A 23,648-nucleotide genomic window follows, 5' to 3' on the forward strand; every position below is an offset into this window, starting at 1 on the left:
GATGAGTGAAGCGGGTGGGTTCAGAGGGCGAGCAGCACCTTGGCGGACGCCGAGGAGTCGCGTGCGAGGAGGAAGGCCTCGACGGCGTCGGCGGCGGGGATCGCGTGGGACACGACCGCGTCGAGCGCGTCGGATCCGGCGAGCAGCGCGATGGCCTCGTCGATCTCCGTCGAGAAGCGGAAGGCGCCGCGCAGGGTCAGCTCCTTGCCGAGCATCGGGGCGAGGTTCACGCCGATCTCGGCATTCGGCAGCATCCCGACCTGCACGACGGTGCCGGCCCGGCGCGCCGCCCTGACCGACTGGGTGAGAGAGGCGGCGACGCCGGAGCACTCGAAGACCACATCGTACGATTCGTCGTCGATCGTGTCGCGTCCGATGAGCACGAGTTCGGCGGCTCCGAGAGCGGCGGCTCTGTCGAGCGGCTCCTGCCGCACGTCGCCGGCGCCCACCACGGCGGCTCCGGCGTGCACGGCAGCCGCCACGACGAGGAGTCCGATGGGACCCGCGCCGAGGACGAGCACCCGGGCGCCGCGGATGTCACCGGCGAGGCCGACGGCGTGCAGGGCCACGGCCAGAGGCTCGGCGAGCGCCGCACGCTCGAGGGAGAGACCGTCGGGAAGCACGCGGATCATGTGGTCCTCGACGAGCAGGTACTCGGAGGCGCCGCCCTGACGATGCGGCCGCGTGGCGGCGCTGCCCAGGTAGTCGCCGCCCTTGCGCAGATGCGGACGGGCCTCGAGCCCCGGCACGACGGCGCCATAGCGAGCGGGGTGCACCGTCACCGGCGTCCCCACCGCCAGTCGTCCGGAGGGGTCGAGGTCGACGACGGCGGAGAGCTCGTGGCCGGGTGTGAGCGGCTCCCGGATCTCGTACTCCCCGTTCGCGCCGTGGAAGTAGTAATGCAGATCGGAGCCGCAGATGCCGACGTACCGCACGCGGAGGCGCACCTCCCCGTCAGCGGGTTCGGGCACGGGCGCGTCCTCCCAGCGGATGTCTTCCTTGCCGTGGATGGCCAGCCTCTTCATCGGGGCATCTCCTTCGTTCGGGACTGGGACCGCGCAGCGGATGCCGCGGAAGCGTCGGATGCCTCGATGCTCTCGCCGATGGCGGCATCCACGCCATGGCCCACGATCACGTCGACGAGCTCGCCGACCCGGTCGATGAAGGTCGTCCGGCCGGCGAGATCGTCGCCGAACAGCTGCAGTCCGGCGATCGCGCGGCGGGCCAGCTCTCGGCCGTCTCGCGATGTCGCCGCGAGGTCGGCGAGGCGGCGGCCGGCGGGGTCGGTCATGGCCGCCGCGTGCGGGCCGGGGTCGAATCCGGGAAGCGGCGCCACGCAGGCGAGATAGCCGGCGACGGTGAGGGCGATCATGTGCGGCATGGTGCCGCCGTCGAGCGCCAGGGCCGCCGGCCCGGGGATCCGCTGGCCCAGCTTCACCGACCCGTCCGTCCCGACCTGCGAGGTCCGGTGGCCGAGCGCGGTGTTGCCCCACCGGGCGAAGAGCTGCTCTTCGTACTCACGGGCGTCGATTCCGGACGGCATGTCGACCGACGGCAGGTACTCGCCGCGCAGCACTCTCCGCGCAGCGCGCTCGACGCTGTCCTGCGCGATGGACTCGCCGATGAGCGTCTGCCCGCGGAGGGCGCCGAGGTAGGCGATCAGCGAGTGGGTGCCGTTGAGCAGGCGCACCTTCATCTGCTCGTACCGGTCGACCTCGTCGGTGAACACCGCGCCGCCGGCCTCCCATGCCGGGCGTCCAGCGGCGAATCGGTCCTCGATGGCCCACATCGTGAACGGCTCGGCCGGCACCGGAGCATCGTCCCAGGCGCCCAGCCGCGCGGCCACGTCCCGACGCAGCTGATCGGTCGTCGACGGCACGATGCGGTCGACCATGCTCGAGGGGAACGTCACGGCGGCGTCGAGGTAGGCGAGCGTCTCCGCTCCCTCGTCCGCGGGAAGAGCGGCGAGGAACTCGCGCACGAGCCGCTCGGTGTGCGCGCCGTTGGCGGCGAGGTTGTCGCAGCTGAGCACCGTCAGCGGGTCACCCGAAGCGGAGCGGCGCTGCAGCCCGCGCGCAAGCTGGCCGATGGTGGTCTGCGGGACGCCCCCCGTCAGATCGGCGGCGACGCCGGCGTCCGCGGTGTCCAGGGCTCCGGTCGCCGGCGAGTAGCTGTAGCCGTTCTCGGTGACGGTGAGGGTGACGATGCGGATGCCGCGGTCGGCGATGCCGCCGACGACGCGCTCCGGCTCCTCCGCGGCGGTGAAGACGTCGGTGTGCACGCCGGCGGCACTGAGCGACATGCCGGCAGGCGAGATCTCGGCGATCGAGTACAGGAGGTCCTGCTCGCGGAGGGCATCGACGATGCGGCGGGAGCGGGATGCGACTCCGATGATGCCCCAGTCACCGCCGTCGCGGGCGACGGCCGCGGAGGTGTATGCGGCCTGATGGGCGCGGTGGAAGCTGCCGAGACCGAGATGCAGGATCCCCGCGGACCGCGGTGCTGCCGGGAGTGCGAGACGGCCGGCGGCGGCGCGTCCGAACCGGACGGTGGGATCGTCTGTGATCTGCATGAAAGACATGATGCGATAGTTGTACAAGCATTGTCAAGTGTTTGCAACGCGGATGCGTCATCATGAGAGCAGGCCAACTGCAGAGGAGGGACAGTGGCAGCGACGCTCACCGACGTCGCCCGCCGTGCGGGCGTCTCCCTCGCCACCGCCTCGCGCGCCTTCGGCGAGCCCGACCGTCTCGCGCCTGCGACGCGGCAGCGTGTCCTCGATGCCGCCGCCGAGCTCGGATACGCGACTCCGCACGCCGCAGCCGCCGAGAAGACCTTCGCCGTGATCGTCCCTGATGTGGCGAGCCCCGTCTACGCGACACTGCTCAAGGGCGTGCAGAAGGAGGCCTGGCACGGCCGGCACACCACGGTGCTCTTCGACGCCGACGAGAACCTGAACCGCGAGCGCGAGCTGATCGCCCGGGCACGCGCCTTCGACGGCATGATCCTGTGCTCCCCCCGGCTCCCCGCCGAAGAGGTGCTGTCGCTGGCCGGCGATGCGCCGTTCGTCGTCCTCAACCGCATCATCGACGGCGCGCGCTGCATCGTCATGGATACCGACCACGGTCCGCGCCAGGCCGTCGAGCATCTGTTCGCCCTGGGTCACCGGCACATCGCCTACGCCGCGGGGCCGGAGAAGTCCTGGGCCGACGTCCGCCGCGGGAGCGCCGTGCAGAACGCCTGCGAGCGCCTCGGCATCCGCTTCACCCGGCTCCACCACCAGGCCGCATCCATCCAGGGCGGCCGCGCCGCTGCGGCGACCGTGATCGCGAGCGGGGCGACGGCGGTCATCGCCTACAACGATCTCATCGCCCTCGGCATCGAGGCCGGGATAGCCGATCTCGGCAGGAGCTGCCCGGAGGACCTCAGCATCGTCGGCAACGACGACATCGACATGGCCTCGGCGCAGCAGCCTGGCCTCACCACCGTGCGGGTCGCGATCGAGCGCTCCGGGGCCCTCGGCGTGGAGGAGCTGCTCCGGGCTATCTCCGGAGCGGCGCCGACCGGAACCGTCGACCTCGAGTCGCAGCTGATCGTGCGCGGTTCGACCGCTCCCCCGCGCGCCGGGGCCTGAGCGTCGTCGCGGCGCCCGTTCCACCCCTCCGCCGCCGTCTCACCTCGGTCCGCTACTGCTCGACCCGGTCCGCTGAGAGGCCTAGTGGCATCACATGCGGCCGCCCCAGGGCCGGCTCGCGCAGGATCGCGGCGCGCAGCCCGAAGACATCCGCCAGCAGCTCCTCGGTGACCACGTCGTCCGGAGTGCCCGACGCGACAACCCGGCCGCCCTTCATCGCGACGATGCGCGAGGCGTAGCGGGCGGCCAGCGAGATGTCGTGGAGCACCATCAGCACCGTGCGCCCGTGCAGCAGGTGCAGATCGCGGACGAGCTCGAGCACCTCGACCTGGTGGGCGAGATCGAGATACGTCGTGGGCTCGTCGAGCAGCACGATGTCGGTCTGCTGCGCCAGCGTCATCGACAGCCAGGCCCGCTGCCGCTGCCCGCCCGACAGCTCGTCCACGGGCATGTCGGCGAGCTGATCGACGCCGGTCGCGACCATCGCCTCGCGCACGATCTCCTCGTCGCCGCGCCCGAACTGCTCGAACCAGCGCTGATGCGGATGCCGTCCCCGGGCCACCAGCTCGGCGACGGTGAGGCCGGCAGGCGCCTCGGGGCTCTGCGGCAGCAGCGAGATCTGAGACGCGATGCGCCGCGTCGGGATGCGGTTCAACGGCGAGCCGTCCAGCGTCACGGCGCCGGCGGCCGGTGTCATCACCCGGCCGAGCCCCTTGAGCAGGGTCGACTTCCCGCAGCCGTTGGGACCGATGATCGCGGTCACCTCCCCGTCAGCGACGTCGAAGTCGAGGTTCTCGACGACGACCCGGCCGTCGTAGGACAGGGTGAGCCCGCGAGCCTGGAGCCGTGAGGTCATGCGGTCCGCCTTTGCGTTCTGACGAGGAGCCACACCAGGTAGGGCACTCCGATGATGGCCGTCCCGATTCCCGCGGGCAGCGGGATCGGGAAGAGCCGGGCCGTGAGCAGATCCGCCAGCACGACGATCACCGCGCCGACCAGGGCGGATGCGGCGAACGGCGGGGTCGGGGAGCCGACCAGGAGACGGGCGATCTGCGGTGCTGCGAGCGCGACGAATCCCAGCGGCCCGGCGATCACCGTCGCGAGGGACGCGAGCAGGATCGCGGCGAGCAGGGCGACCACGCGGACGCGCGTGATCGAGGAGCCGAGGCCGATCGCCGTCGCGTCGCCGAACGCCGTGAACGACAGCGGCCGGGCGAGGAGACCCGCCACGACCGTCAGACCGATCGCGGCGACGGCGAGGGGACCGACGAGCGCCCATTCCTCGGCGTTCAGGGAACCCGTCATCCAGGTCAGAGCCTGTGCGGCGTTCGTCACGTCCCCGAGCGTCAGCATCCAGGTCACCAGGCTCGTCGCGAGCCAGGAGACGCCGAGCCCGACGAGCACGATCCGGTAGCCGTCGACGGTTCCGCGGTGGGCGAGCAGGAACACCGCCACGCCCGCCGCGAGCCCGCCGAGGAACGCGGCCGCCGGCATCCCGAGCAGGGCTGCGGCGCCGGAGAGCCCTCCGGCGCCGCCACCGGCGAGCACGAGCACGCCCACCGCGCCGAGCGATGCGCCCGCCGTGACCCCGAGCACGTCGGGGCTCGCCAGCGGGTTGCGAGCGATCGTCTGCGTGATGGCGCCGGCCATGGCGAGTGCGGCCCCCGCCACCACCGCGGCGGCGGTGCGCGGCATCCGGAACTCCCTGACGGCCAGCTCGGTCTTGAAGTCGGGGGCGTCGCCAAACATGGTGCGCAGGACCGCGAGCAGGTCGATGGACGTGCCGCCGAGGGAGAGGTGCACGGCACACGCGAGCACCACGGCCACCAGCAGCGCCGTCACGACGACGACGTTCCGCGGCCGCCACAGCAGGGAGACCGGGCCCAGGCGCAGGACGGGGAGCAGGGGCCTCACCTGCGTGCGAAGGCTCACAGCGACACCATCCGACGACGCCGGGCCAGCATGATGAAGAAGGGAGCACCCGCCACGGCGAGGACCACGGCGACCGAGAGCTCTCCGGGGCGTGCGATCACGCGGCCGATGGTGTCGGCGAGCAGCACCACGGCACTGCCGATCAGTGCGGAGGCAGGCATCTGCCATCGGTAATCGGCGCCGACGATCGCACGGGCGATGTGCGGCACGATGAGGCCGGCGAACGCGATGGGCCCGGCGAGCATGACCGCGGTGCCGGCGAGCAGCGTGATGGTCGCGATGCCGAGGACTCGTGCACGCCGGAGCGAGACGCCGAGGGATGCGGCGGACTGCGGGCCGAGCGCCAGGGCGTTGAGCGCCGGAGCGTTGGCGATCGCCAGCAGCGCCCCGATCACCGCGAACGGCCACATGTACGCGATCGCCCCGTTGCGCGTCGCGAGCGACCCGACCTGCCAGAACCGCAGCGCCTCCAGCGCGTCCATGTTCAGGAGCACCACCGTGGTGACCAGGGCGCCGCAGAGCGCGGAGACCGCGACGCCCGCGAGGACGAGGGTGATCGGCGTCGCTCCGCCGCGGACGCTGGCCGCGATCGCGAAGACGAGGGCAGATGCGGCGAGCGCACCGCCGAAGGCGAACATCGCCTGGACCGGCCCCGAGGGGTTCCCGAAGGCGGCGACGAGCACGATCGCCAGGGCCGCCCCCTGGAAGATGCCGAGCAGACCGGGGTCCGCGATCGGGTTGCGGGTGTGTCCCTGCACGAGCGTCCCCGCGAGGCCCAGGCACGCCCCGACGACGATGCCGAGCACGGTACGCGGGATGCGCAGGCCGATGATCGCCAGATCCTTCTCGCTGCCCGTCGGCGCGAAGAGTGCGGTGGCGACGTCGAGCGGCGTCGTCGGCATCCCGCCGATGCAGACGCTCGCCACGACGGCGACGATCAGAGCGGCCGTCGCCCACGCGAGCATGGCAAGGCGATCCGCACGGCGGCGGTGAGGGGTTACGACGGCGGTTGAGGTCACGGGCCCGGGGTCTGCTAAGTTCTTGCGAGGAATTAGGTAAGCCTAAGCTCTCCTCGCCCATCCTACCCAGACTCAGAAAGCTGCGTCACACGTCATGTCGCCATTCCGATCCGCACTCGCCCTCCTCGCCGCCGGCGCCCTGGTCCTCGGCCTCGCCGGATGCCAGGCCTCCGCCGCGCCCGAGACCGAGACCGAGACCGAGGCGACGGCAGCCGCCGATGCCGGCTTCCCGCTCACGATCGAGCACGCGATGGGCGAGACCACCATTCCGGAGCGCCCGCTGCGCGTCGTGGCCCTCGACCCCAGCTACGTCGACGCGACCCTGCTCCTCGGTGCGGAGCTCGTCGGCTACGCCGAGTACCGCCAGGATCCGGAGAACCCGTTCGCGCCGTACCTCGGCGACGTGACCGAGGAGACGAAGGACGCCGTCAACGTCGGCACCATCGCCGAGCCCGACCTCGAGAAGATCCTCGAGCTGGAGCCCGACCTCATCATCTCCGCGAAGGTGCGCCAGGAGGCGCTCTACCCGCAGCTGGCGAAGATCGCCCCGACGGTCTTCTCCGAGAGCACCGGCCCCACCTGGAAGGAGAACGTCGTCCTCCTCGGCACGGCGCTCGGCGAGCAGGAGAAGGCCGAAGCCCTCGTCGCCGAGTACGAGGAGCGCGCCGCCGCCGTCGGCGCCGAGATCCTCGAGGCCGACCCCGAGGCCACATATTCGCTGGTCCGCTTCGCCGGCGAGGACACCGCGCGCCTGTACTCCAGCACGTCGTTCATCGGCGAGATCATGTCCGACATGGGCCTCCCCCGCCCGGAGGGTCAGCCCGACACGGACGAGACCATCTTCGTCCCCCTCTCCGCCGAGCAGATCCTGCAGGCCGACGCCTCGGTCATCCTCGTCAGCGCCTGGGAGCCCGAGGGGGCCGAGGGCGACGCCTCCCGCGCGCAGCGCGCGCAGTTCGAGTCGAACCCGCTGTGGTCCAAGCTGACCGGCGAGATCGTCCCTGTCGACGACGCGACCTTCGTGGCCTCCGTGTCGATCCAGGGCGCGCACGCCGTCATCACCGAGCTCGCCGAGCACTTCGGCGTCGACCCGCTCGACTGATCGGCCACCGCCGATCCGTCCCAGAGGGACGGATGCCTCACACCCGAGGCATCCGTCCCTCTCTCGTTCAGGCGATCTGCTCCGGAAGCCCCACCTTCGGCTTGGCCCAGGAGCGCCCGCGGGTGTCCTTGAGGATGTCGTACTCGACGTCGACGTGCGGCTCGATGGCGCTGTACTTGTCGTTCGGGGCGCCGATCACGAGCTGGAAGCCCAGCCCGCGCCATGCCCCGATCGCGCGCTTGGTGAAGTGCGCGTCCGCCTTGATGAGGGCCTCGTCCATGAAGACCGGCGCGTAGCGCGGACGCGGCGCTCCGGCGTCGCCGAGCTGGTAGCGCAGGGCGGCGCCCACGATGAACGCGACGAGCTCCTGCGACTCGCCACCGGACTTCTCGCCGATGTGGTCGTAGAGCGCGACGTGCTGTCGCGTGACCGCGTGGACGCGCTCGGCGCTCACCCGCACGTGATTGCGCACGTCGATGAGCTCGGCGAAGTCGGGCGCCGTGCGGCGCATCCTGCCGATGAGGCGGCCCATCCTGCGGTAGACCGCCTCGCGCTCGGCATCCGTCGACGCCGACTCGATGAGCCCGCGGACTTCGCGCAGCTCCCGGCGGAACCGCTTGCGGGCTTCCGACTGGTTCTCCCGCGGGGTGATCTGCAGCCGGTGGTCGTCGTCGTAGAAGGGCAGCTCCGACATGATCCGGTTGATCGGGTCGATACGGTCCTTGATCTCGCGCAGCGAGCGGCTGAGCGTCGAGTCGAGACTCGTGAGATCGTTGCCGGAGAGCTTGAGCAGGCTGTCCCGCCACTCGGTCTCGAGCTCGTGCAGCCCGTTGGTCTGCAGCGCCTCGAGGATGCCCTCGAACTCGGCGACCGACTCGTCGGGGTCGGGGAGGATCGTGAGGTTGTCCCACCGTTCGAGGAACCCGGTCATCAGCCGGCGCATGTTCTCGCGCTGCTCGTCGTGGGCGTCCGCGGCGGCTCGGCGGTCCTCGAGCAGGCGCTGGGCGGCGGTGCGCAGCGCCGTCTCCAGGTGCGCCAGACGCTGCGTGGCCGTGGGGGTCGCGGCGTCGAGGAGCAGGAACCGGGAGTCGAGGAACGACGCGTGCCGCTCCCCCAGCACGAGGTCGTCCGCCTCGGCGGCATCGATGACGCCCTGGCAGGCGTCGACGTCGTCGGTGACCTGCGCCCACTGGGCCTGGGTCTGCTCGAGGTCGCTCGCGAGACGGGCCTCCTCCTGCCGGAGCCGCGCGGCGCGGGCCCTCAGGTCGTCGGCCTGCTTCTGCAGCTGAGCGATCTCGGGGCTGTCCGTCGTGACCTCGGCCTCCACGGCCAGCCAGCGCTCCCGCTCCGCCTCGACCGCGGCGACGTCGATCTGCTCCCAGGTGAGGTCCTCGATCTTCGCGTGCGCCTTCGACTGCGCCTCGATCCGGTCGAGCGCCGCCTCGGCATCCGCCGCCGCTGCCGCCGCGCGCTCGTACCGCGCCGCGAGCTCCTGCAGCTGCTCGTCGAGCTCGCGGAGCCGGCGATCGTTCGTGAAGCCGAGCACGTTGGCGCGGCCCTGCCCGCCGTGGGCTCCGCGGCTGCCCTGCGACACCTGCCCGGTGATCGTCAGCGCCTTGGCGTGGTCGGCGAGCTGAGCGGACGAGTCGACGCAGACGTACCCGAAGCGTTCCTGAAGACGCTGCTGCAGCCAGCCCGTGAACGGCGTCGGCTGATGGTCGAGACGGCCGGGGAGCGTCCTGGCGTCGGCGCTGCGGATCTCCGCGAGCCCGGTGTGCACGCCCTCGTAGCTCAGCCGCTCCGGGGTGCGGACGGCGTTGATCGCGGCACGGAACGCGTCGACGTGCGCCACGTCGATGAGGAGGGTGCGGGCGAAGCCGCCGAGCGCGAGGTTGAAGGCCTCGCGCCAGGGCTCGAACTCCGTGCGCACTTCGATGAGCTCCCCGACGAAGGGCAGGTCGGCCGGGTCGAGTCCCGCCGCCTTCGCGAGCAGGTTGCGGGATTCGTCGAGGTGCGGAGGGATGCTGCTGCGCATCCGGCTGGTCCGGTCGCGCTCGCCCTGCAGGCGATCCCGCTCGGACATCGCGGCTCGCCGGGCGGTCTCCGCCTCCGCGAACGCGGCACGGGCCTCGCGCACGCCGCCGTTGGGCGAGGAGCTGCGGACGCGGGCGACGAGGCTCTCGAATTGCGCGGCGGACCCGACCTCGACGCCGAGCTCGCGGATCACGGCGTCGAACCGCTCGCGCTCGCGGCGCACGTCCTCCAGTCGGCGCTCCGTGACGCGGAGCTCGCGCTGGGCAGTCTCAAGACGGTCGCCGCCGGACTGCCGGAGCACGTCGAGGAGCCCCTCGCGCTCGACCTCGGCGGCGTCGATGAGGGCGCGCTTCTCCCGGACGGCGAGCTGCAGCGTGCGGGCGCGGTCGCCGAGCTCGCCCTCGACCTCGCGGAGCAGGTCGAGGCGGCGCTGCGCGCTCCACAGCGCAGCGAGGGAAGAGGTGTCGGAGAAGACGCCGACCTCGTCGATGACGCGCACCCGCTCGGCGGCGGAGGCGATCCGCTGCTTGATGCCGCGGATCGGCTCAAGCGCGCTGACCTGCTGCTTCGCCGTCAGCATCCGCGTGCGCGTGCTCTCGAGCTCGTCGAAGTGGGCGACGACGGCATCCGCTGTCGCCATCGTCTCCGGCTCTTCGAGGACGAGCTTCTTGTAGAGGTCGTCGACCGTGGTGATCTGCTGCCCGGCCTGGATGCGCGCCAGCAGGCTGATCGCCTTCGCACCGGATCCGGCGGCGCCGATGCCGAGCACGGCGTGCAGCCGCGCCGAGAACTCCCGGTCGGTCGCGAGCGTCTCGAGCCCGGCGGCCCGGACGGCGGCATCCGACAGGCGCTGCGCCGCGGCCCGCTCGAGGCGCGAGAGGTCGAAGGATCCGTTCACGGTGGCCCGCACGCGGGTGGTGTCCTCGAGGGTCCGCGCATCCGCCGGGATGTACCAGGCGCGCACGGCCGTGAAGCGCGATCCGTCGTGGTCGAGCCACGTCATCGCGATGGCGCTCCAGGTGTCCTCGCCGTCTCCGCGGAGCACCCGGAGCTTCGTGCCCTCATCGGTGCGGGACTCGTCGATCTTGCCGCGGCCGTACGAGAGGATGTTCCGCTGCTCGTCGCCGCGGGGACGGCCGGTGACGCCGCCGTTGGACGCGCCGTTGAAGGGCGTGGTGTGCGGCATCAGCAGGGCGATGTACGCGTCCATCAGCGTGGACTTGCCGGAGCCGGAGCCGCCGCAGAGCAGCGTCGCGTCGGGCGAGAAGCGCACGAGGTGGGGGCCGCCGTCGTAGCCGCCCCAGTTGATGAGCTGCAGGTCCTCAGCGACCCACTGCTGCCCGCGGGAGCCCGCGGGGATGAGTCCGAAGAGGGTGTCGACCATGGTCATCGCTCCACCACCTCCTGTGCCCGCTCCTGGCTGCGCAGCCAGTCTCGGAGCTCCTTCAGGGTCTCGGCGCTCAGGACCACCTCGACGAGCGCGCTGATCCGGTAGCGGCCGCTGCTCTCCTCGTGGACGATGCCCTCGCGGTCGAGGCGGTCCATCGCCCCGCGGATCGCGCGCTGCTGCTTGGCGGTGCTGCCGTCGACCTCGGTGAAGTAGCTGAGAACGGTCTGCTCGACGTCCTCGATGTCGATGCGGACGGATGCCTCTCCGGCGGCGGACTCGCGCTGGTAGACGGTGCGCAGGTGCACGAGCACGAGGGTCTCGGCGCGCGAGTACGGCGCGTCCTTCAGGAGCACCGGCATGTCGACCTCGTCTGAGCGGAGCTGCTGCTTGTAGGCGAAGCCCCGCCCGTGGTCGACGACGAGGCGCAGGTACAGGTCGTTGAGGCGCGACTCGATCACGTGCTGGTGCTCCAGCAGCAGGGTCCATTCGCGTCGGTTGCGCTCGGCGGCGATGAACCGCCGCTGCAGGATGTGCACGAGCACGCGCCGGATCTCCGGGTCGAGCGTCCCACGGTCGCCGGGGAAGTGCTCCTCGATGTCCTCCTCCATCGCGACCGGCGCGATGAACGGGTCTTCGACGGGCGCCTCGGTCTCGAGGTCCAGGTCAGTCATGTGCTTCTTCCTCCGTGGTGCGCGCCGTCGTGGTGCGCGCCGTGACCGCTCCGAATGCGAACCGTCGCGTGGTGCCGTCGGGGCGCAGCGCCTCGACGACCGACACGTCCTCGCTCTCGGTCATGCCGTTGCGGTGGGCGATCTCGAGCAGGCCGAGCAGGTCGACGGGGCGGCGGGTGTCGTCGGCGGCGTCGGCGAAGGCCGCCGCGAGGTCGAACTCCTCCCCGAGCCCGGCGACGTACTCCTCCAGCTCCGCATACCGCGGCCCGCCCCAGGCTCGGGTGTCGACGTCGAGGAACTCGACGTCGGCGGCATCCGTCAGCGGTGCGGGCGCGCCCGGCGGCCGGATGTCGCTCACCGCCTGCCGGAGGTGGCCGAGGTCGACGAGCGGCATGCTGCGCACCGGCTCGGCGACGGCGCCCTCCCAAGAATGCAGGCCTGCGATGACGTCTCGGAGCAGATCGTCGATCTGCCGGTCGCGCAGCGGGTCGTGGGTCTTCACCTGCCCGGTGATGACGTGGGATGCCCGGCGCTGCGCCGCGAGCACCTCCTCGACGCCCAGTTCGACACGACGGCCGATGGCGTCGAGCTCGGCGCGCCGGCCGCTGTCGAGCATCTGCGCGAAGGGCTGCCGGAGCAGGCCGCTGAGCTGCGCCGTGAGCGCGTCGATGCGGTCGGGGTCGCCGATGAGCCGCAGCGCACCGGCGAACGCTCTGCCCTCCGGGGTGGACTGCATGACGTCCTGCGCCCGCTGCAGGTACTCGCGGAGCACCTCGCCGGTGGGGCGCTCGTCGCGGCGCAGGTGGGCGACGACGTCGCGCTGCATCTGCTTGAGCGACTCCGCGACGCGCGTGAAGTCGGCGGGGAGCTCGCGGGCGAGGTGCAGGACGTTCTCCGCCTCTTCGAGGAGCTCCTCGTCGTCGAGCGGGTCGGCCTGGCCGGTCTCCTCGATCCGCTCGATCTCGGCGTCCAGGGCGGCCCGCTCTTCGCGGAGGCGCGCGAGACGCTTGACCGGGTCGGCCTCGGCGCTGTCTGCCAGGTGCTCGACGGCCTCGAGGAGGGTGCGCACGCGGGAGTTGGAGACGCGGGTGCGGCCGCCGCCGGTGCGTCCGGCGATCTCGAGGGCCTCCACGGCGTGCGCGGAGAGCCTGTAGACCTCCACGTCGTCGTCGATCTGCTGCACCAGCCAGCCCAGGCGCACCCAGTGCCGGCAGACGTCGCGCCCGCTGCCTGCGGGGACTCTGCGGTCGTCCTCGTCGTAACCCGCACCGCGCAGCTCGTCGAGCACCTCGCTCAGCTCGGCGTGCGCGTCGGCGATCGGCACCGACGCGCGGTCGGCGGTGAAGAGGATCGACAGCGACGCCACCACGAACGGGGCGAACCGGCCGTACAGGAGATCGAGCGTCGGCGTGCTGAATGCGGTGACAGCGCGCGCGTATGCGGCTTCGGCCCGGGATGCTGTCACCATACGAGATTAGTCGGAAGCAGGGGCGGTCATCGCCCAGGACGGGCGCGGTGGGCAGGGAACGAGAAAATCCCCGCCGGAGCGGGGATTTCCATGGCGGAGACGGAGGGATTTGAACCCTCGGTCCCCTTGCGAGGACTCCACCTTAGCAGGGTGGTGCACTAGGCCTGACTATGCGACGTCTCCAGGCATCCGGCCCGAGAGCACGGATGCGTCCTGCCATCATAACTGTTCCTGCGAGCGGTCACGAATCGGCGGCATCGCCGGGCGCCGACGATCCGCGCTCAGCGCACGTTGCCGTTCGAACAGGTCTGCTGCGCCGCCGAGTTGCCTTTGATCGAGTCCGGCAGCGCCACGACATTCTCGGGGGTGGCCGTGGGGTCCGGCGTCGCCTCGGTCGTGGGCGTCGGCTCGGTGACGATGACGCCGTCGAACTCGGTGTTCTCGTGGGTCACCTGCAGCTGCGCGTTCTGGGCGATCGCGTCCCACATCGCCGCAGCCGCTTCTTCGTTCGGAACCACGTGGTTCGCGTTGTACGGGTCTGTGTTCGTCGGGAACTGGAGGAACACGATGTCCTCGAAGGGCACCGACTTCACGGCCAGGGCGATCTGCACGATCGTCATCGGGCTGTTCGCGAGCGAGGTGCTCGCCTCCGTGTTCTGCAGACCCGTGTTGGCGAGCTTCAGCATGACCGGCACGTTGCCGAGCGTCTCGCTGCTGATCATCTTGCGCACCAGGCTCGACATGTACTGCTGCTGGTTCCCGATGCGGCCGAGGTCGCTGCCGTCGCCGACGCCGTAGCGGGTGCGCAGGAACTGCAGAGCCTGGATGCCCTGGATGGTGTGATTGCCGGCCGTCATGTCCAGTCCGGTGTACTTGTCCTTGATCGGTGTGGCGAGGCAGACGTCGACACCCCCGATCGCGTTCGTGATCTCGATCACGCCGCCGAAGGTGACGGATGCCGCGAACTGGACCTCCTGCCCGGTGAGCTCGGAGATGGTCTTGGCGACGCAGTTGAGCCCGCCGGTGCCATAGGCCACGTTGATGGACTGCCTGCTCATCGCGGAGGTCTCGTTGCCGTCCTCGTCCTGGCACGCGGGGATCGGCACCTGGAGGTCGCGGGGGAAGCTCACGACGGTGATGCGGCGCGGCTCCTCGGAGACGTGCACGAGCAGGTTCACGTCGTTGAGGGTGCCCTCCGAGTCCTTGCCGGTGCAGCGTTCGCCGAAGTACTGCTTGTAGGCGTCCTCACAGGTGTCGACACCGGTGAGGACGAGGTTGAACCCGCCTTCGTACGCGCCGATGTCCGGCGGCAGGTCCTCGGTGCCCTCGAGCTCGACCGCGTTCGCCGTGACCGTGCTGGAGAGATCGTAGACGATGTAGGCGGCGACGCCGAAGCCGCTGACCAGGACGACGGCGAGGCCGATCGCGATGAATTTCAGCAGCTGGCCGAGTGCCCCGGGCGAGCGCAGCTGACCGTGACGCGCGATGGTGCGGCGGCGGGTATCCTTGCTCACTCGGGGCCTTTCGGTGCATTCGAAGCGGAGGGTAAGGGATTCGAACCCTTGAGACATCTCTGCCCACTGGTTTTCAAGACCAGCTCCATCGGCCGCTCGGACAACCCTCCCGACAGACGAATCTGCCGACAATGCGTGAGTCTAGCCGAGTTCCATTCTCCCGCGCCGACCTGGGCGGCACCTGGACCCGCTAGCCTCGATGCATGTCGACCGCCGAGAACGAGGGCCCCCGGCTGAGCAGCATGGGCCGCGGCTTCGATGTGATCACGGCGCTCGCGCGCCGGAGCACCTCCGGTGAAGGGGCGACCGTCAACGCCCTCGCCGGTGATCTCGGCCGCGAGCGCTCACAGGTGTCCCGCACCCTCTCAGCGCTCACGGCGCTCGGTCTCGTCGAGCGACGCCGCGACCGCGGACTCGCCCTGGGCTGGACCTGGTACGCGACCGCCACGGAGCTCACCGATCGCCGGCTGCACACGCACGGCATCCCGGTGCTGGACGCCTTGTCGGCCGAACTCGGCGAAGCCGCGTTCCTGGGCGTCCTGCAGGGGGACAGCACCGTGACCGTGCTGGAGAGCCTGCCCGACGATTCCCGGATGATCGGATCGTGGATCGGACGGTCGTACCCGGCCTACTGCAGCGACGCCGGACGCGCCACGCTCTGGGATGCCGACGACGACGAAGTGCGGGCGGTCTTCTCCCGCACTTCCTTCCACCCGCAGGGTCCGCGTTCCCCGCGGTCCGTCGAGGATCTCCTCGAGCGGCTGGCGGACGACAGGCGGCGCGGCTATTCGGTCGTCGATGAGGAGGCCGAACCGGGTCTGTACTCCGTCGCGGCCCCGGTCTGGGACTTCCGGGGAGAGGTGATCGGCGCCATCCAGATCGTCGGCACCAGGAGCGAACTGCTCGGCCGGTCCGACGAGTGCGGCACGGCGTGCGTCCGCGCCGCATCCGCGCTGTCGCGCCGCCTCGGCGCGGATGCGTCTGTCAGCCCGCTTCCGCGACATCGGTGAGGAGCTGCGCGAGCTCCTCGAGCAGCGGTCGCATCTCCTTCGACGGCCCTGACGGACGGTGGCGATCCCGCACGGCGATCGAGGCGACGATCTCTCCCCGACGCCGGATGGGAAGTGCGTACTCGTCGATGCCGCGGTCGTACTCCTCGGCGGCCGTGACGATGCCCGCAGCACGGTCGCGCTCCTGCAGCGCGTGCACCTGCGCCGGCGACCGGGGAGCCGTCGGACCGCCGACGCCGATGAACTGCACAGCTCCGAGCAGCTCCTCGAGCTCATCCCGGCTGTGGTCCCAGAGCAGTGCCCGCCCGGCTCCCGTGCACCAGATCGGAGTGATCAGACCGACACGGATCGAGGGGTCGTAACCGTCGGCTGCGCGTTCGTGCCGCAACAGCAGGCAGCGCACATCGTCGGCGACGGTGATCAGCGCATCGACGCGCAGACGCACGGTCAGCGTGCGCAGCGCCGCCCGTGAGGCGCGCAGCCACGGTTCGCTGAGCGCGGACGCCGTGCGGAAGAACGCCGGTCCCGCCGTCAGGATCGCGGCGTCGTCCCGGTCGAGGAACTCCATGCCCCGCAGCTCCTGCGCGAGCCGGGAGACTCGACTGCGCTCGATGCCCGTGGCATCCGCCATCCGGGACGTGTTGTGCCCGAGACGCTGCCGTCGCTCCTGGCTGACCGCAGCGTCCAGCAGCGCCAGACCCTGAGTGAGAGAGGAAGCGCTCATGTGCCGCACATCCTCCGTCCCGGCGTCCAGCCCGTCGCACCGATCCTATCCAGCAGTCGCCCTCTCAGCGATCGTCGCCGGCACCCTGGGAAGAAGACGCCCCCACGCCGTGTAGAGATCAGCCGCGATGTGGCCTGTGAAGCGCTCGATGTCGGCGGCGGTGATCGCGTCCGCACCCTGTGCGCCGTACGCGACGACCTCGTCGCCCACCCGCGCATCGAGGATGCCGGAGACATCGACGATGAACGTGTTCATCGCGAGCCGGTCGACGACGGGCGCCCGCTTCCCGCGCACGAGGACCTCGGCTCGGCCGCCCAGGCTGCGGTGGTACCCGTCCGCATATCCCAGCGGCACGACCGCGAGCGTCGCCTGGTCGGTCAGGCGATGACGGCGCTCATACCCGACCGTGCTCCCCGCCGGGTAGACGTTGATGGCGGCGATCGAGGAGACGAGGCGAAGGGCCGGACGCAGCGCTCCGCCGAGGGCGTCCGAGTCACCGTAGAGCCCTGCTCCGATGCGAACCATGTCGAACCTGCTGCCGGACTCGTGCAGCGCGGCGAACGTGGTGGCGCAATGACGCTGCGGCCGCGGCGCCCCGGGGCCGAGCAGCCCGATGACCTCATCGGATTCCCGGTCGAATCGCGCGGAGCCTTCGCGCACATCGGCGCGGTCCTCGCACGGGAAGTGCGAGCAGACGCCGACCACGCGCAGGGCGGGGTCGCGGATGGCGCTCAGGATCACCTCATCGCTGGACCTATCGCCCACTGCGAGGCCGTCGCGGCTCAGGCCGGTCGAGTTCAGGGAGAGATGAGCGCGGATGCGCCGTCGGCGCTCCCGCGCCACGGTCGCGACCACGCAGGCGTGCTCGACTCCGCCCACCCACTCCTCGACGCCGTGCCGCAGTGCGTCGTCGATCTCTTCGCGGGTTCCCGGTCGCAGTCGCATGAGCCGGCCGGTGAAACCCAGCGAACGGACGAGCGCGGCCTCGTCGTTCGAGGTGAACCCGATCACGCCGATGCCGTTGCGGATGAGGAGCGGCGTGACCAGTTCGACGCCGTGCCCGTACCCGTCCGCCTTCACGACCGCGCAGAACTCGGCCTGGCCGCCGAGTTCTGCGCGGATCGTGCGGATGTTGCGATCGATCGCCTCCGTGTCGACCTCGACCCATCCCGCTGAGGGAGATCTCCTCACTCACCTGCTCCGGTGGTGACGGCATCCGGCTCCACGGGCGAGCCGCCGGCGTGACGCTTCCGGCCATGGCGCAGCCAGAACCAGAGGTAGCAGGCGCCGACGAACGGGATGCCGAAGTAGAGCGCGGCGACCTGGTTGGGATCGAACGCGATCGCCACCACCGAGATGAACAGCAGCACGAACGCGAGGATCGGCAGCGCCGGATAGAACGGCGTGCGGTAGGCGAGATCCTCCACCCGGCCGCCTTCCTGGAGGAGACGCCGGCGGTGGAAGAACTGGGAGGCGACGATCGACATCCAGACCGCGACGACCGCGAAGCCGGCGATCGACACGAGCACGAGGTAGACCGTGTCGGCCGCGATGACGCTCGTCAGCAGCGACACGAGACCGACGACGATGCTGACCGCGAGGGCGACGATCGGCACGCCGCGCCGGGTGAGCCGGGTCAGCCCGCGCGGCGCGTGGCCCTCCTCCGCCAGGGAGAACAGCATCCGGGCGCACGAGAACAGGCCGCTGTTGCCGGCGGAGAGGAGCGCCGTGATGATGACGAAGTTCATGATGTCGGCGGCGAAGGGCACGCCGACGTACTCGAAGACGTCGACGAACGGGCTGCTGGTGACGCCCGCCTGGTCGTAGGGCAGGATCGCCGCGATCACGGCGATCGACCCGACGAAGAGAACCACCAGGCGCAGGACCGTCGACCGGAGGGCCTTCGGGATGTTCTTCGCCGGGTCCTTGGTCTCCCCGGCGGCCACGCCGATGAGCTCAGAGCCGCTGAAGGCGTAGAACACGGCGAGCGAGGTGATCAGCACGCCGCTGACTCCGTGCGGGAACAGCCCGTCCGGCGTCGTGAAGTTGCCGAGCAGGACGGCGCCGGGGTGCTCGGCCGACAGCGGCGTGATGCCGAAGATCGCCGCGCCCCCGAGCACGATGAGGGCGACGATCGCGATGACCTTGACGAGCGAGAACCAGAACTCCGCCTCGCCGAACACCCGCGCAGAGATCGCGTTCAGCCCGAAGAGGACTGCGGCGAAGATCAGGCACCACACCCACACGGGCACGCCGGGGAACCAGCGCTGCATGAGGATGCCGGATGCCGTGAACTCGGACCCGAGCGCCACGACCCAGCAGAGCCAGTACAGCCAGGCCGTGGTGAAGCCGGTGGCTGGACCGATCGAGCGCACCGCGTAGATGTGGAACGCCCCCGAGACGGGGTAGGCGACCGCGAGCTCACCGAGGCAGGCCATCACGAGCCACACGACGAAGGCGCCGATGAGGTAGGCGATGATCGCGCCGAGCGGGCCGGCCTGGGAGATGGTGTAGCCCGAGCTGAGGAAGAGGCCGGAGCCGATCACTCCGCCGAGGGCGATCATGATGAGGTGCCGGGCGTCCATCGATCGCTGCAGGGTGCGCAGAGGCACCTGCGTCGCCGTGGTCCGCGGCAGCACGTTGGGGAGTTCCTTCTCCCCGGGAAGAGGTGTCATCGGGTCTCTCAATCGAGTCACAGGTGCATATTCGGCACATCCACGTGTCAATATCGCACATTTCGGGTGATTGCTCGGCGACGTTACCGCGCGTGACACCGGCAGGCAAGCATGTCCGACGCTTCCGCCGGGTTTGTCCATCGCGGCACCCGGACCGCCGGAACGGCAGTGCGGTCGGCCGTTCCGGCAGGGGTGCACGGACACGGCGCGGAATCAGCATGGAGTCCTGCCCGTGTCAACGAAGGAGCTTCCCGTGAACCACCACGACCTCGCACTCATCGGATTCGGCGGCGTGAACCGCGCCCTCGCCGAGATCATCCGCGATCGCGGCGACGCGCTCGCCGACGAGCTGGGCTTCACCCTGCGCGTCGTCGCCATCACCGACCTCCGCCTCGGCTCGCTCGTGCAGCAGGACGGCATCGACCTGCACCACGTGCTGACGCTGCCCGTCGGCGCCACCTTCGCCGGGCTTCCCGGTGGCGAGGCCGTGCCGCAGAACGAGGACGTGATCCGCGCGTGCGGCGCCGACATCGTCGTCGAGGCCACCTTCACCAACCCGGTCGACGGCGAGCCCGCCGTCTCGCACGTCCGCGCAGCGCTGGCGAGCGGCAAGAGCGTCACGACGACGAACAAGGGACCGGTCGCCCTCGCCGCGGCGGCTCTCAACCGGCTCGCCGCGGAGAACGGCGTCCGCTTCGAGTACGAGGGCTCCGTGATGAGCGGCACCCCGGTGCTGCGCCTCGCGAAGGAGACCATGAAGGGCCTCAGGATCTCTCGCGTCCAGGGCGTCCTCAACGGCACGAGCAACTTCGTCCTCGGCCGCATGGAGGCGGGCCTCCCGCTGGCGGATGCCGTCGCCGAGGCCCAGGCCCTCGGCTTCGCGGAGGCCGACCCCACGGCCGACATCGAGGGATCGGACGTGCAGCTGAAGGTGGTCATCCTCGCGAACGAGCTGTTCGGCGCCGGACTCGGCGTCGACGACGTCGAGCGCCGGGGCATCGACGGCATCCGCCCGGAGGAAGTCGCCCGTGCCGCGGCGGAGGGCCGACGCTGGAAGCTCGTCGGCACGGTCGCCCGTGACGACGCGGGCAGGATCTCCGCATCCGTCGAGCCTCTCCTTCTGGACGCGGATCATCCGCTGTTCGGCATCTCAGGCGCCACCAACGCCGTGGCCATCACCAGCGACCTGCTCGGCACGGTGACGATGTCCGGGCCCGGTGCCGGGCGCGAGGAGACGGCGTACGCGCTGCTGTCCGACATCATCGCGATCGACGCCCGGCAGCGGGCGCGCGCGGAGGTCGTCCGATGAGCGCCCCGGCCCCCGCCTCGCTCATCGAGGAGACCGGGCCGCTCGTGGTGACAGACCCCTACGACGGCAGCGTCCTCGCCCGGCTCGACCAGAGCACGACCGCCGACGTCCCGGACATCCTGGCGCGCGCCCGCCTCGGGGCGTCGCTGTCCCGCGACCTGCCGCGCTTCGCCCGCCACCGGATCCTCGATCGCGCTTCCGGCCTGCTCCGCGAACGCGCCGAGGAGGCTGCCGGCCTCATCGTGCACGAGGCGGGCAAGACCATCACCCAGGCGCGCAAGGAGGTGCGGCGAGCCGTCACCACCCTGTCGCTCTCCGCGGAGTCCGCACGATCGGGCGAGGGCGAGGTCATCCCCTTCGACGCCTTCGAGGGTTCCGAGGACCGGAGGGGATGGTTCACCAGGGAACCGCTCGGCATCATCCTCGCGATCACGCCGTACAACGACGCACTGAACCTCGTGGCGCACAAGCTGGGTCCGGCGCTCGCGGGCGGCAACGGGGTGATCCTCAAGCCCTCTCAGCTCACCCCGCTCACCGCTCGGCTGCTCGTGGACATCCTCATCGAGGCCGGGATGCCGGACGAGATCGTCACGGTCGTGCACGGCGATCGTCACGTCGCCCAGGCTCTGGTCCGCTCGCGGGACGTCCGCATGGTGTCCTTCACCGGCGGCTTCGCGACGGGAGAGGCCATCGCGCGCTCGGCCGGGATCAAGCGCCTTGCCATGGAGCTCGGCGGCAACGCCCCGGTGCTGGTGTTCGCCGACGCAGACCTCGCCGCGGCGGCGGAGGCGTGCGTCTCCGGGGCCTTCTGGGCGGCCGGGCAGAACTGCGTCGGCGTCCAGCGCATCCTCGTCGAGCGGCCGGCCTACGAGGCCTTCCGCGATCTGGTGGTCGCGAAGACGGCCGCACTCCGGAGCGGTGACCCGTCCGACCCGGCGACGGATGTCGGGCCGATGATCTCCGAGGAGGCCGCCGTCCGCGCCGAGCAGGCGGTGGCGGAGGCGGTGCGCGCCGGGGGCAGGGTGCTCACCGGTCACCGCCGCCTCGGCTCGCTGTACTTCCCGACGGTCGTCGAATCGGTGGACGCCGGTTCCCCGCTGTGGCGCGAGGAGGCGTTCGCGCCGGTTGTCGCGCTCGCACCCTTCGACACGGAGGAGGAGGCGATCTCCGTCGCGAACGACGTGGAGTACGCGCTGCACGCAGCGACCTTCACGACCGATCTGGCGAGAGCGCTGCGAGTGGCGGATGCTCTCGAGGCCGGCGGAGTGATGATCAACGACTCCTCCGACTACCGCGTGGACAGCATGCCGTTCGGCGGGGCGAAGTACGGCAGCATGGGCCGCGAGGGGGTGCGCTTCGCCTACGAGGAGATGACGCAGCCCAAGGTCGTCTGCATCAGCACCTGACGCGCCGGGGCGGCGCGCCTCGCGCCGCCCTAGAGCGCCGGCCGGTCGACGACCCTCGCCAGCGACACGGCCGTCACCGTGTTCGCCACTCCGGGGAGCCCCGCGATGTGCTCCCACACTGCGCCGACGCGGTCCATCGACTCCGCCTCGAGCAGGACCAGCAGATCGAAGTCGCCGGAGAGCACGTCGCAGCGACGGACCTCCGGGATGCCGGCGAGCTCGGCGATGACGCCGGCTCCGCGCATCCGGTCGGAGCGGTACACGAGCACGAACGCCGTGGCCGCCGGCGCGGCTGAACGGCCAGGGACCACGGTGTAGCCGCCGATCACGCCGTGGCGCTCCATGCGCTCGATGCGCTGCTTGACCGCGTTGCGCGACAGGTGCACCTGCGCCGCAAGCGCGACGAGCGGCATCCGGGCGTCCTCCGTGAGGAGAGCCACGATCTCACGATCGATCCGGTCGAGCGGGACATCCATGTTTCGCTCCTCCTATGTGCATTATCAGCACGAACATATGTATATCATGCATACAACGGTTACCGAAGCGAGAAGATGATGACCCCACGCCCCGACCGCACCGACCCGAGCAGCCTGGCCGACCTCAGCATGGCCGTGCATGCCGGCATCCGGCTGGACTCCACCCTGGCGCTGCGCACGCCCCTCGTGATGGCGAACTCCTATCAGCTGCCCGACGACCCGAGCGACATCAGCTGGTCTGCGACCGCCCCCGGCCTCTACACCCGGAACACGGGCGTCAACCAGGCGGGCCTGGAGGCCAAGCTGGCCGCTCTCGACGGAGCGGAGGATGCTGTGGCCCTCGCGTCGGGGGTGGCGGCCCTGCACGCGGTGTTCTTCACGCATGTCAGCGCCGGCGACCACGTTCTCGTCAGCGATGTGACCTACGAGGCCACCTGGCGGCTGTGGACCGAGCTGCTCCCCCGCCGCTACGGCCTCGAGGCCACCTTCGTCGACATCGGCGACCTCGACGCCGTGCGGGCGGCGATGCGCCCGAACACGCGTCTCGTCTGCATCGAGGCGATCGCCAACCCGACCACGAAGGTCGCCGACGTCAGTGCGATCGCCGAGATCGCCCATGCGGCCGGCGCGATCCTCATGGTGGACTCGACGTTCACGCCGCCGCCCTTCTACCGGCCGATCGCGCACGGAGCCGACCTCGTGGTGCACTCGCTGACCAAGTACATCAACGGCCACGGCGATGCGATGGGCGGATCGGTGGCCGGCCGGAGGGAGCTCATCGAGCCGATCAAGGCCGATGCCATGGTCGACGTCGGCGGCGTGATCTCCCCGTTCAACGCCTGGCAGATCCAGCGCGGCTCGGTGACGCTCCCCCTGCGCCTGCGCCAGCACTTCGCCTCCGCGGAGCGGATCGCCGCGTTCCTCGCCGAAGACCCGCGGGTCGAGTACATCTTCTACCCCGGCCTGCCCACGCACCCCGAGCACGATCTCGCGGTCCGTCAGTTCGGCGGCCGCGGCTTCGGCGGGATGATGGCGTTCGCGGTGAAGGGCTCACCGGACGTGCAGAACGCCTTCGTGGCGCGGCTGCGCCTGATCACGTCCGGCTTCTCGCTCGGACACGACGACTCGCTGATCGTGCACACGGGCACGGAGGGCGGTCGCGTGGTGACCTACCCCGAGCCGTTCCGCAGGCACGGTCACCTCCGGCTGTCGGTCGGGATCGAGGACACCGGCGACCTCATCGAGGATCTCGGCGCCGCCCTCGACGCGACGTTCGGCTGACGC

Annotated in this window: 19 protein-coding genes and 2 tRNA genes; 6 read left to right on the top strand and 15 right to left on the bottom strand. The window is 70.8% G+C overall.

Translation table 11 applies throughout. The features are described from left to right. Positions 1–20 precede the first annotated feature (20 nt). A complete protein-coding gene (locus tag G6G98_RS08240) occupies positions 21–1,025 on the bottom strand; it encodes a zinc-binding dehydrogenase (protein ID WP_164232688.1) in 1,005 nt (334 codons plus the stop codon). After that, complete coding sequence (locus G6G98_RS08245) at positions 1,022–2,572, bottom strand: mannitol dehydrogenase family protein (RefSeq protein ID WP_164232686.1); 1,551 nt, start codon at positions 2,570–2,572, stop codon at positions 1,022–1,024. The genes G6G98_RS08240 and G6G98_RS08245 overlap by 4 nt, the downstream gene beginning before the upstream one ends. A 93-nt stretch (positions 2,573–2,665) precedes the next feature. Here G6G98_RS08245 and G6G98_RS08250 point away from each other — a divergent pair, with 93 nt between their 5' ends. Then, on the top strand, positions 2,666–3,634 hold the full coding sequence (locus G6G98_RS08250) for a LacI family DNA-binding transcriptional regulator (RefSeq protein ID WP_164232683.1): 969 nt from the start codon (positions 2,666–2,668) through the stop codon (positions 3,632–3,634). Between the two features lie 52 nt (positions 3,635–3,686). Here G6G98_RS08250 and G6G98_RS08255 read toward each other — a convergent pair whose 3' ends face one another. The 3 genes from G6G98_RS08255 to G6G98_RS08265 are packed head-to-tail and all read right to left on the bottom strand — an operon-like array spanning position 3,687 to position 6,531. Then, positions 3,687–4,490 carry an ABC transporter ATP-binding protein gene (locus G6G98_RS08255; protein WP_067348620.1) on the bottom strand — a complete coding sequence of 268 codons (804 nt, stop codon included), beginning with the start codon at positions 4,488–4,490 and terminating at the stop codon, positions 3,687–3,689. Then, positions 4,487–5,566, bottom strand: a complete 1,080-nt coding sequence (locus tag G6G98_RS08260) for a FecCD family ABC transporter permease (RefSeq protein WP_067348616.1) — start codon at positions 5,564–5,566, stop codon at positions 4,487–4,489. The genes G6G98_RS08255 and G6G98_RS08260 overlap by 4 nt, the downstream gene beginning before the upstream one ends. After that, positions 5,563–6,531, bottom strand: a complete 969-nt coding sequence (locus G6G98_RS08265) for a FecCD family ABC transporter permease (RefSeq protein ID WP_084788168.1) — start codon at positions 6,529–6,531, stop codon at positions 5,563–5,565. Before G6G98_RS08265 ends, G6G98_RS08260 begins: the two co-directional genes overlap by 4 nt. Before the next feature lie 148 nt (positions 6,532–6,679). Between G6G98_RS08265 and G6G98_RS08270 the strand changes: the two genes are divergently transcribed. Next, a complete protein-coding gene (locus tag G6G98_RS08270; RefSeq protein ID WP_067348611.1) occupies positions 6,680–7,687 on the top strand; it encodes an ABC transporter substrate-binding protein in 1,008 nt (335 codons plus the stop codon). A gap of 67 nt (positions 7,688–7,754) precedes the next feature. Here the strand turns inward: G6G98_RS08270 and G6G98_RS08275 are convergent, their stop codons facing one another. From G6G98_RS08275 to G6G98_RS08300, 6 genes are all read right to left on the bottom strand, one after another. Continuing rightward, positions 7,755–11,111 (bottom strand): ATP-binding protein, encoded by a 3,357-nt coding sequence (locus G6G98_RS08275; protein WP_067348607.1) that lies wholly within the window; start codon positions 11,109–11,111, stop codon positions 7,755–7,757. Next, positions 11,108–11,782 carry a DUF4194 domain-containing protein gene (locus G6G98_RS08280; RefSeq protein WP_164232681.1) on the bottom strand — a complete coding sequence of 225 codons (675 nt, stop codon included), beginning with the start codon at positions 11,780–11,782 and terminating at the stop codon, positions 11,108–11,110. The genes G6G98_RS08275 and G6G98_RS08280 overlap by 4 nt, the downstream gene beginning before the upstream one ends. Continuing rightward, a complete protein-coding gene (locus G6G98_RS08285; protein ID WP_164232679.1) occupies positions 11,775–13,247 on the bottom strand; it encodes a DUF3375 domain-containing protein in 1,473 nt (490 codons plus the stop codon). Before G6G98_RS08285 ends, G6G98_RS08280 begins: the two co-directional genes overlap by 8 nt. A gap of 94 nt (positions 13,248–13,341) precedes the next feature. Continuing rightward, positions 13,342–13,433 (bottom strand) — tRNA-Ser (locus tag G6G98_RS08290). A gap of 98 nt (positions 13,434–13,531) precedes the next feature. Beyond that, positions 13,532–14,764, bottom strand: a complete 1,233-nt coding sequence (locus tag G6G98_RS08295; protein WP_067348600.1) for an LCP family protein — start codon at positions 14,762–14,764, stop codon at positions 13,532–13,534. Positions 14,765–14,789: 25 nt separating this feature from the next. After that, positions 14,790–14,874, bottom strand: a tRNA-Ser gene (locus tag G6G98_RS08300). A gap of 93 nt (positions 14,875–14,967) precedes the next feature. Here G6G98_RS08300 and G6G98_RS08305 point away from each other — a divergent pair. Continuing rightward, positions 14,968–15,774, top strand: coding sequence for an IclR family transcriptional regulator (locus G6G98_RS08305; protein ID WP_164232677.1), 807 nt, complete (start codon positions 14,968–14,970; stop codon positions 15,772–15,774). On the opposite strand, the gene G6G98_RS08310 is transcribed toward G6G98_RS08305, so the two are convergent. The 3 genes from G6G98_RS08310 to G6G98_RS08320 are packed head-to-tail and all read right to left on the bottom strand — an operon-like array spanning position 15,749 to position 19,173. Further along, positions 15,749–16,498 carry an IclR family transcriptional regulator domain-containing protein gene (locus G6G98_RS08310; RefSeq protein WP_067348595.1) on the bottom strand — a complete coding sequence of 250 codons (750 nt, stop codon included), beginning with the start codon at positions 16,496–16,498 and terminating at the stop codon, positions 15,749–15,751. The genes G6G98_RS08305 and G6G98_RS08310 overlap by 26 nt on opposite strands. Positions 16,499–16,543: 45 nt before the next feature. After that, positions 16,544–17,689: an alanine racemase gene (alr, locus tag G6G98_RS08315; RefSeq protein ID WP_164232675.1), complete on the bottom strand. Its 1,146-nt coding sequence runs from the start codon at positions 17,687–17,689 to the stop codon at positions 16,544–16,546. Then, a complete protein-coding gene (locus G6G98_RS08320) occupies positions 17,686–19,173 on the bottom strand; it encodes an amino acid permease (RefSeq protein ID WP_164232673.1) in 1,488 nt (495 codons plus the stop codon). The genes alr and G6G98_RS08320 overlap by 4 nt, the downstream gene beginning before the upstream one ends. A 253-nt stretch (positions 19,174–19,426) precedes the next feature. Here G6G98_RS08320 and G6G98_RS08325 point away from each other — a divergent pair, with 253 nt between their 5' ends. Beyond that, the gene (locus G6G98_RS08325) at positions 19,427–20,482 is read left to right on the top strand and encodes a homoserine dehydrogenase (RefSeq protein ID WP_067348587.1); all 1,056 of its coding nucleotides are present in this window, start codon (positions 19,427–19,429) and stop codon (positions 20,480–20,482) included. Beyond that, a complete protein-coding gene (locus G6G98_RS08330) occupies positions 20,479–21,888 on the top strand; it encodes an aldehyde dehydrogenase family protein (RefSeq protein ID WP_067348582.1) in 1,410 nt (469 codons plus the stop codon). Before G6G98_RS08325 ends, G6G98_RS08330 begins: the two co-directional genes overlap by 4 nt. Positions 21,889–21,917: 29 nt before the next feature. On the opposite strand, the gene G6G98_RS08335 is transcribed toward G6G98_RS08330, so the two are convergent. Further along, positions 21,918–22,364, bottom strand: coding sequence for an Lrp/AsnC family transcriptional regulator (locus G6G98_RS08335; protein ID WP_067348578.1), 447 nt, complete (start codon positions 22,362–22,364; stop codon positions 21,918–21,920). A 75-nt stretch (positions 22,365–22,439) separates the two neighbouring features. On the opposite strand from G6G98_RS08335, the gene G6G98_RS08340 reads away from it, so the two are divergent. Then, complete coding sequence (locus G6G98_RS08340; RefSeq protein ID WP_243842043.1) at positions 22,440–23,645, top strand: trans-sulfuration enzyme family protein; 1,206 nt, start codon at positions 22,440–22,442, stop codon at positions 23,643–23,645. The last annotated feature ends 3 nt before the right edge of the window (positions 23,646–23,648 follow it).

This window comes from Microbacterium hydrocarbonoxydans, assembly GCF_011752045.1.
GTDB lineage: Bacteria > Actinomycetota > Actinomycetes > Actinomycetales > Microbacteriaceae > Microbacterium.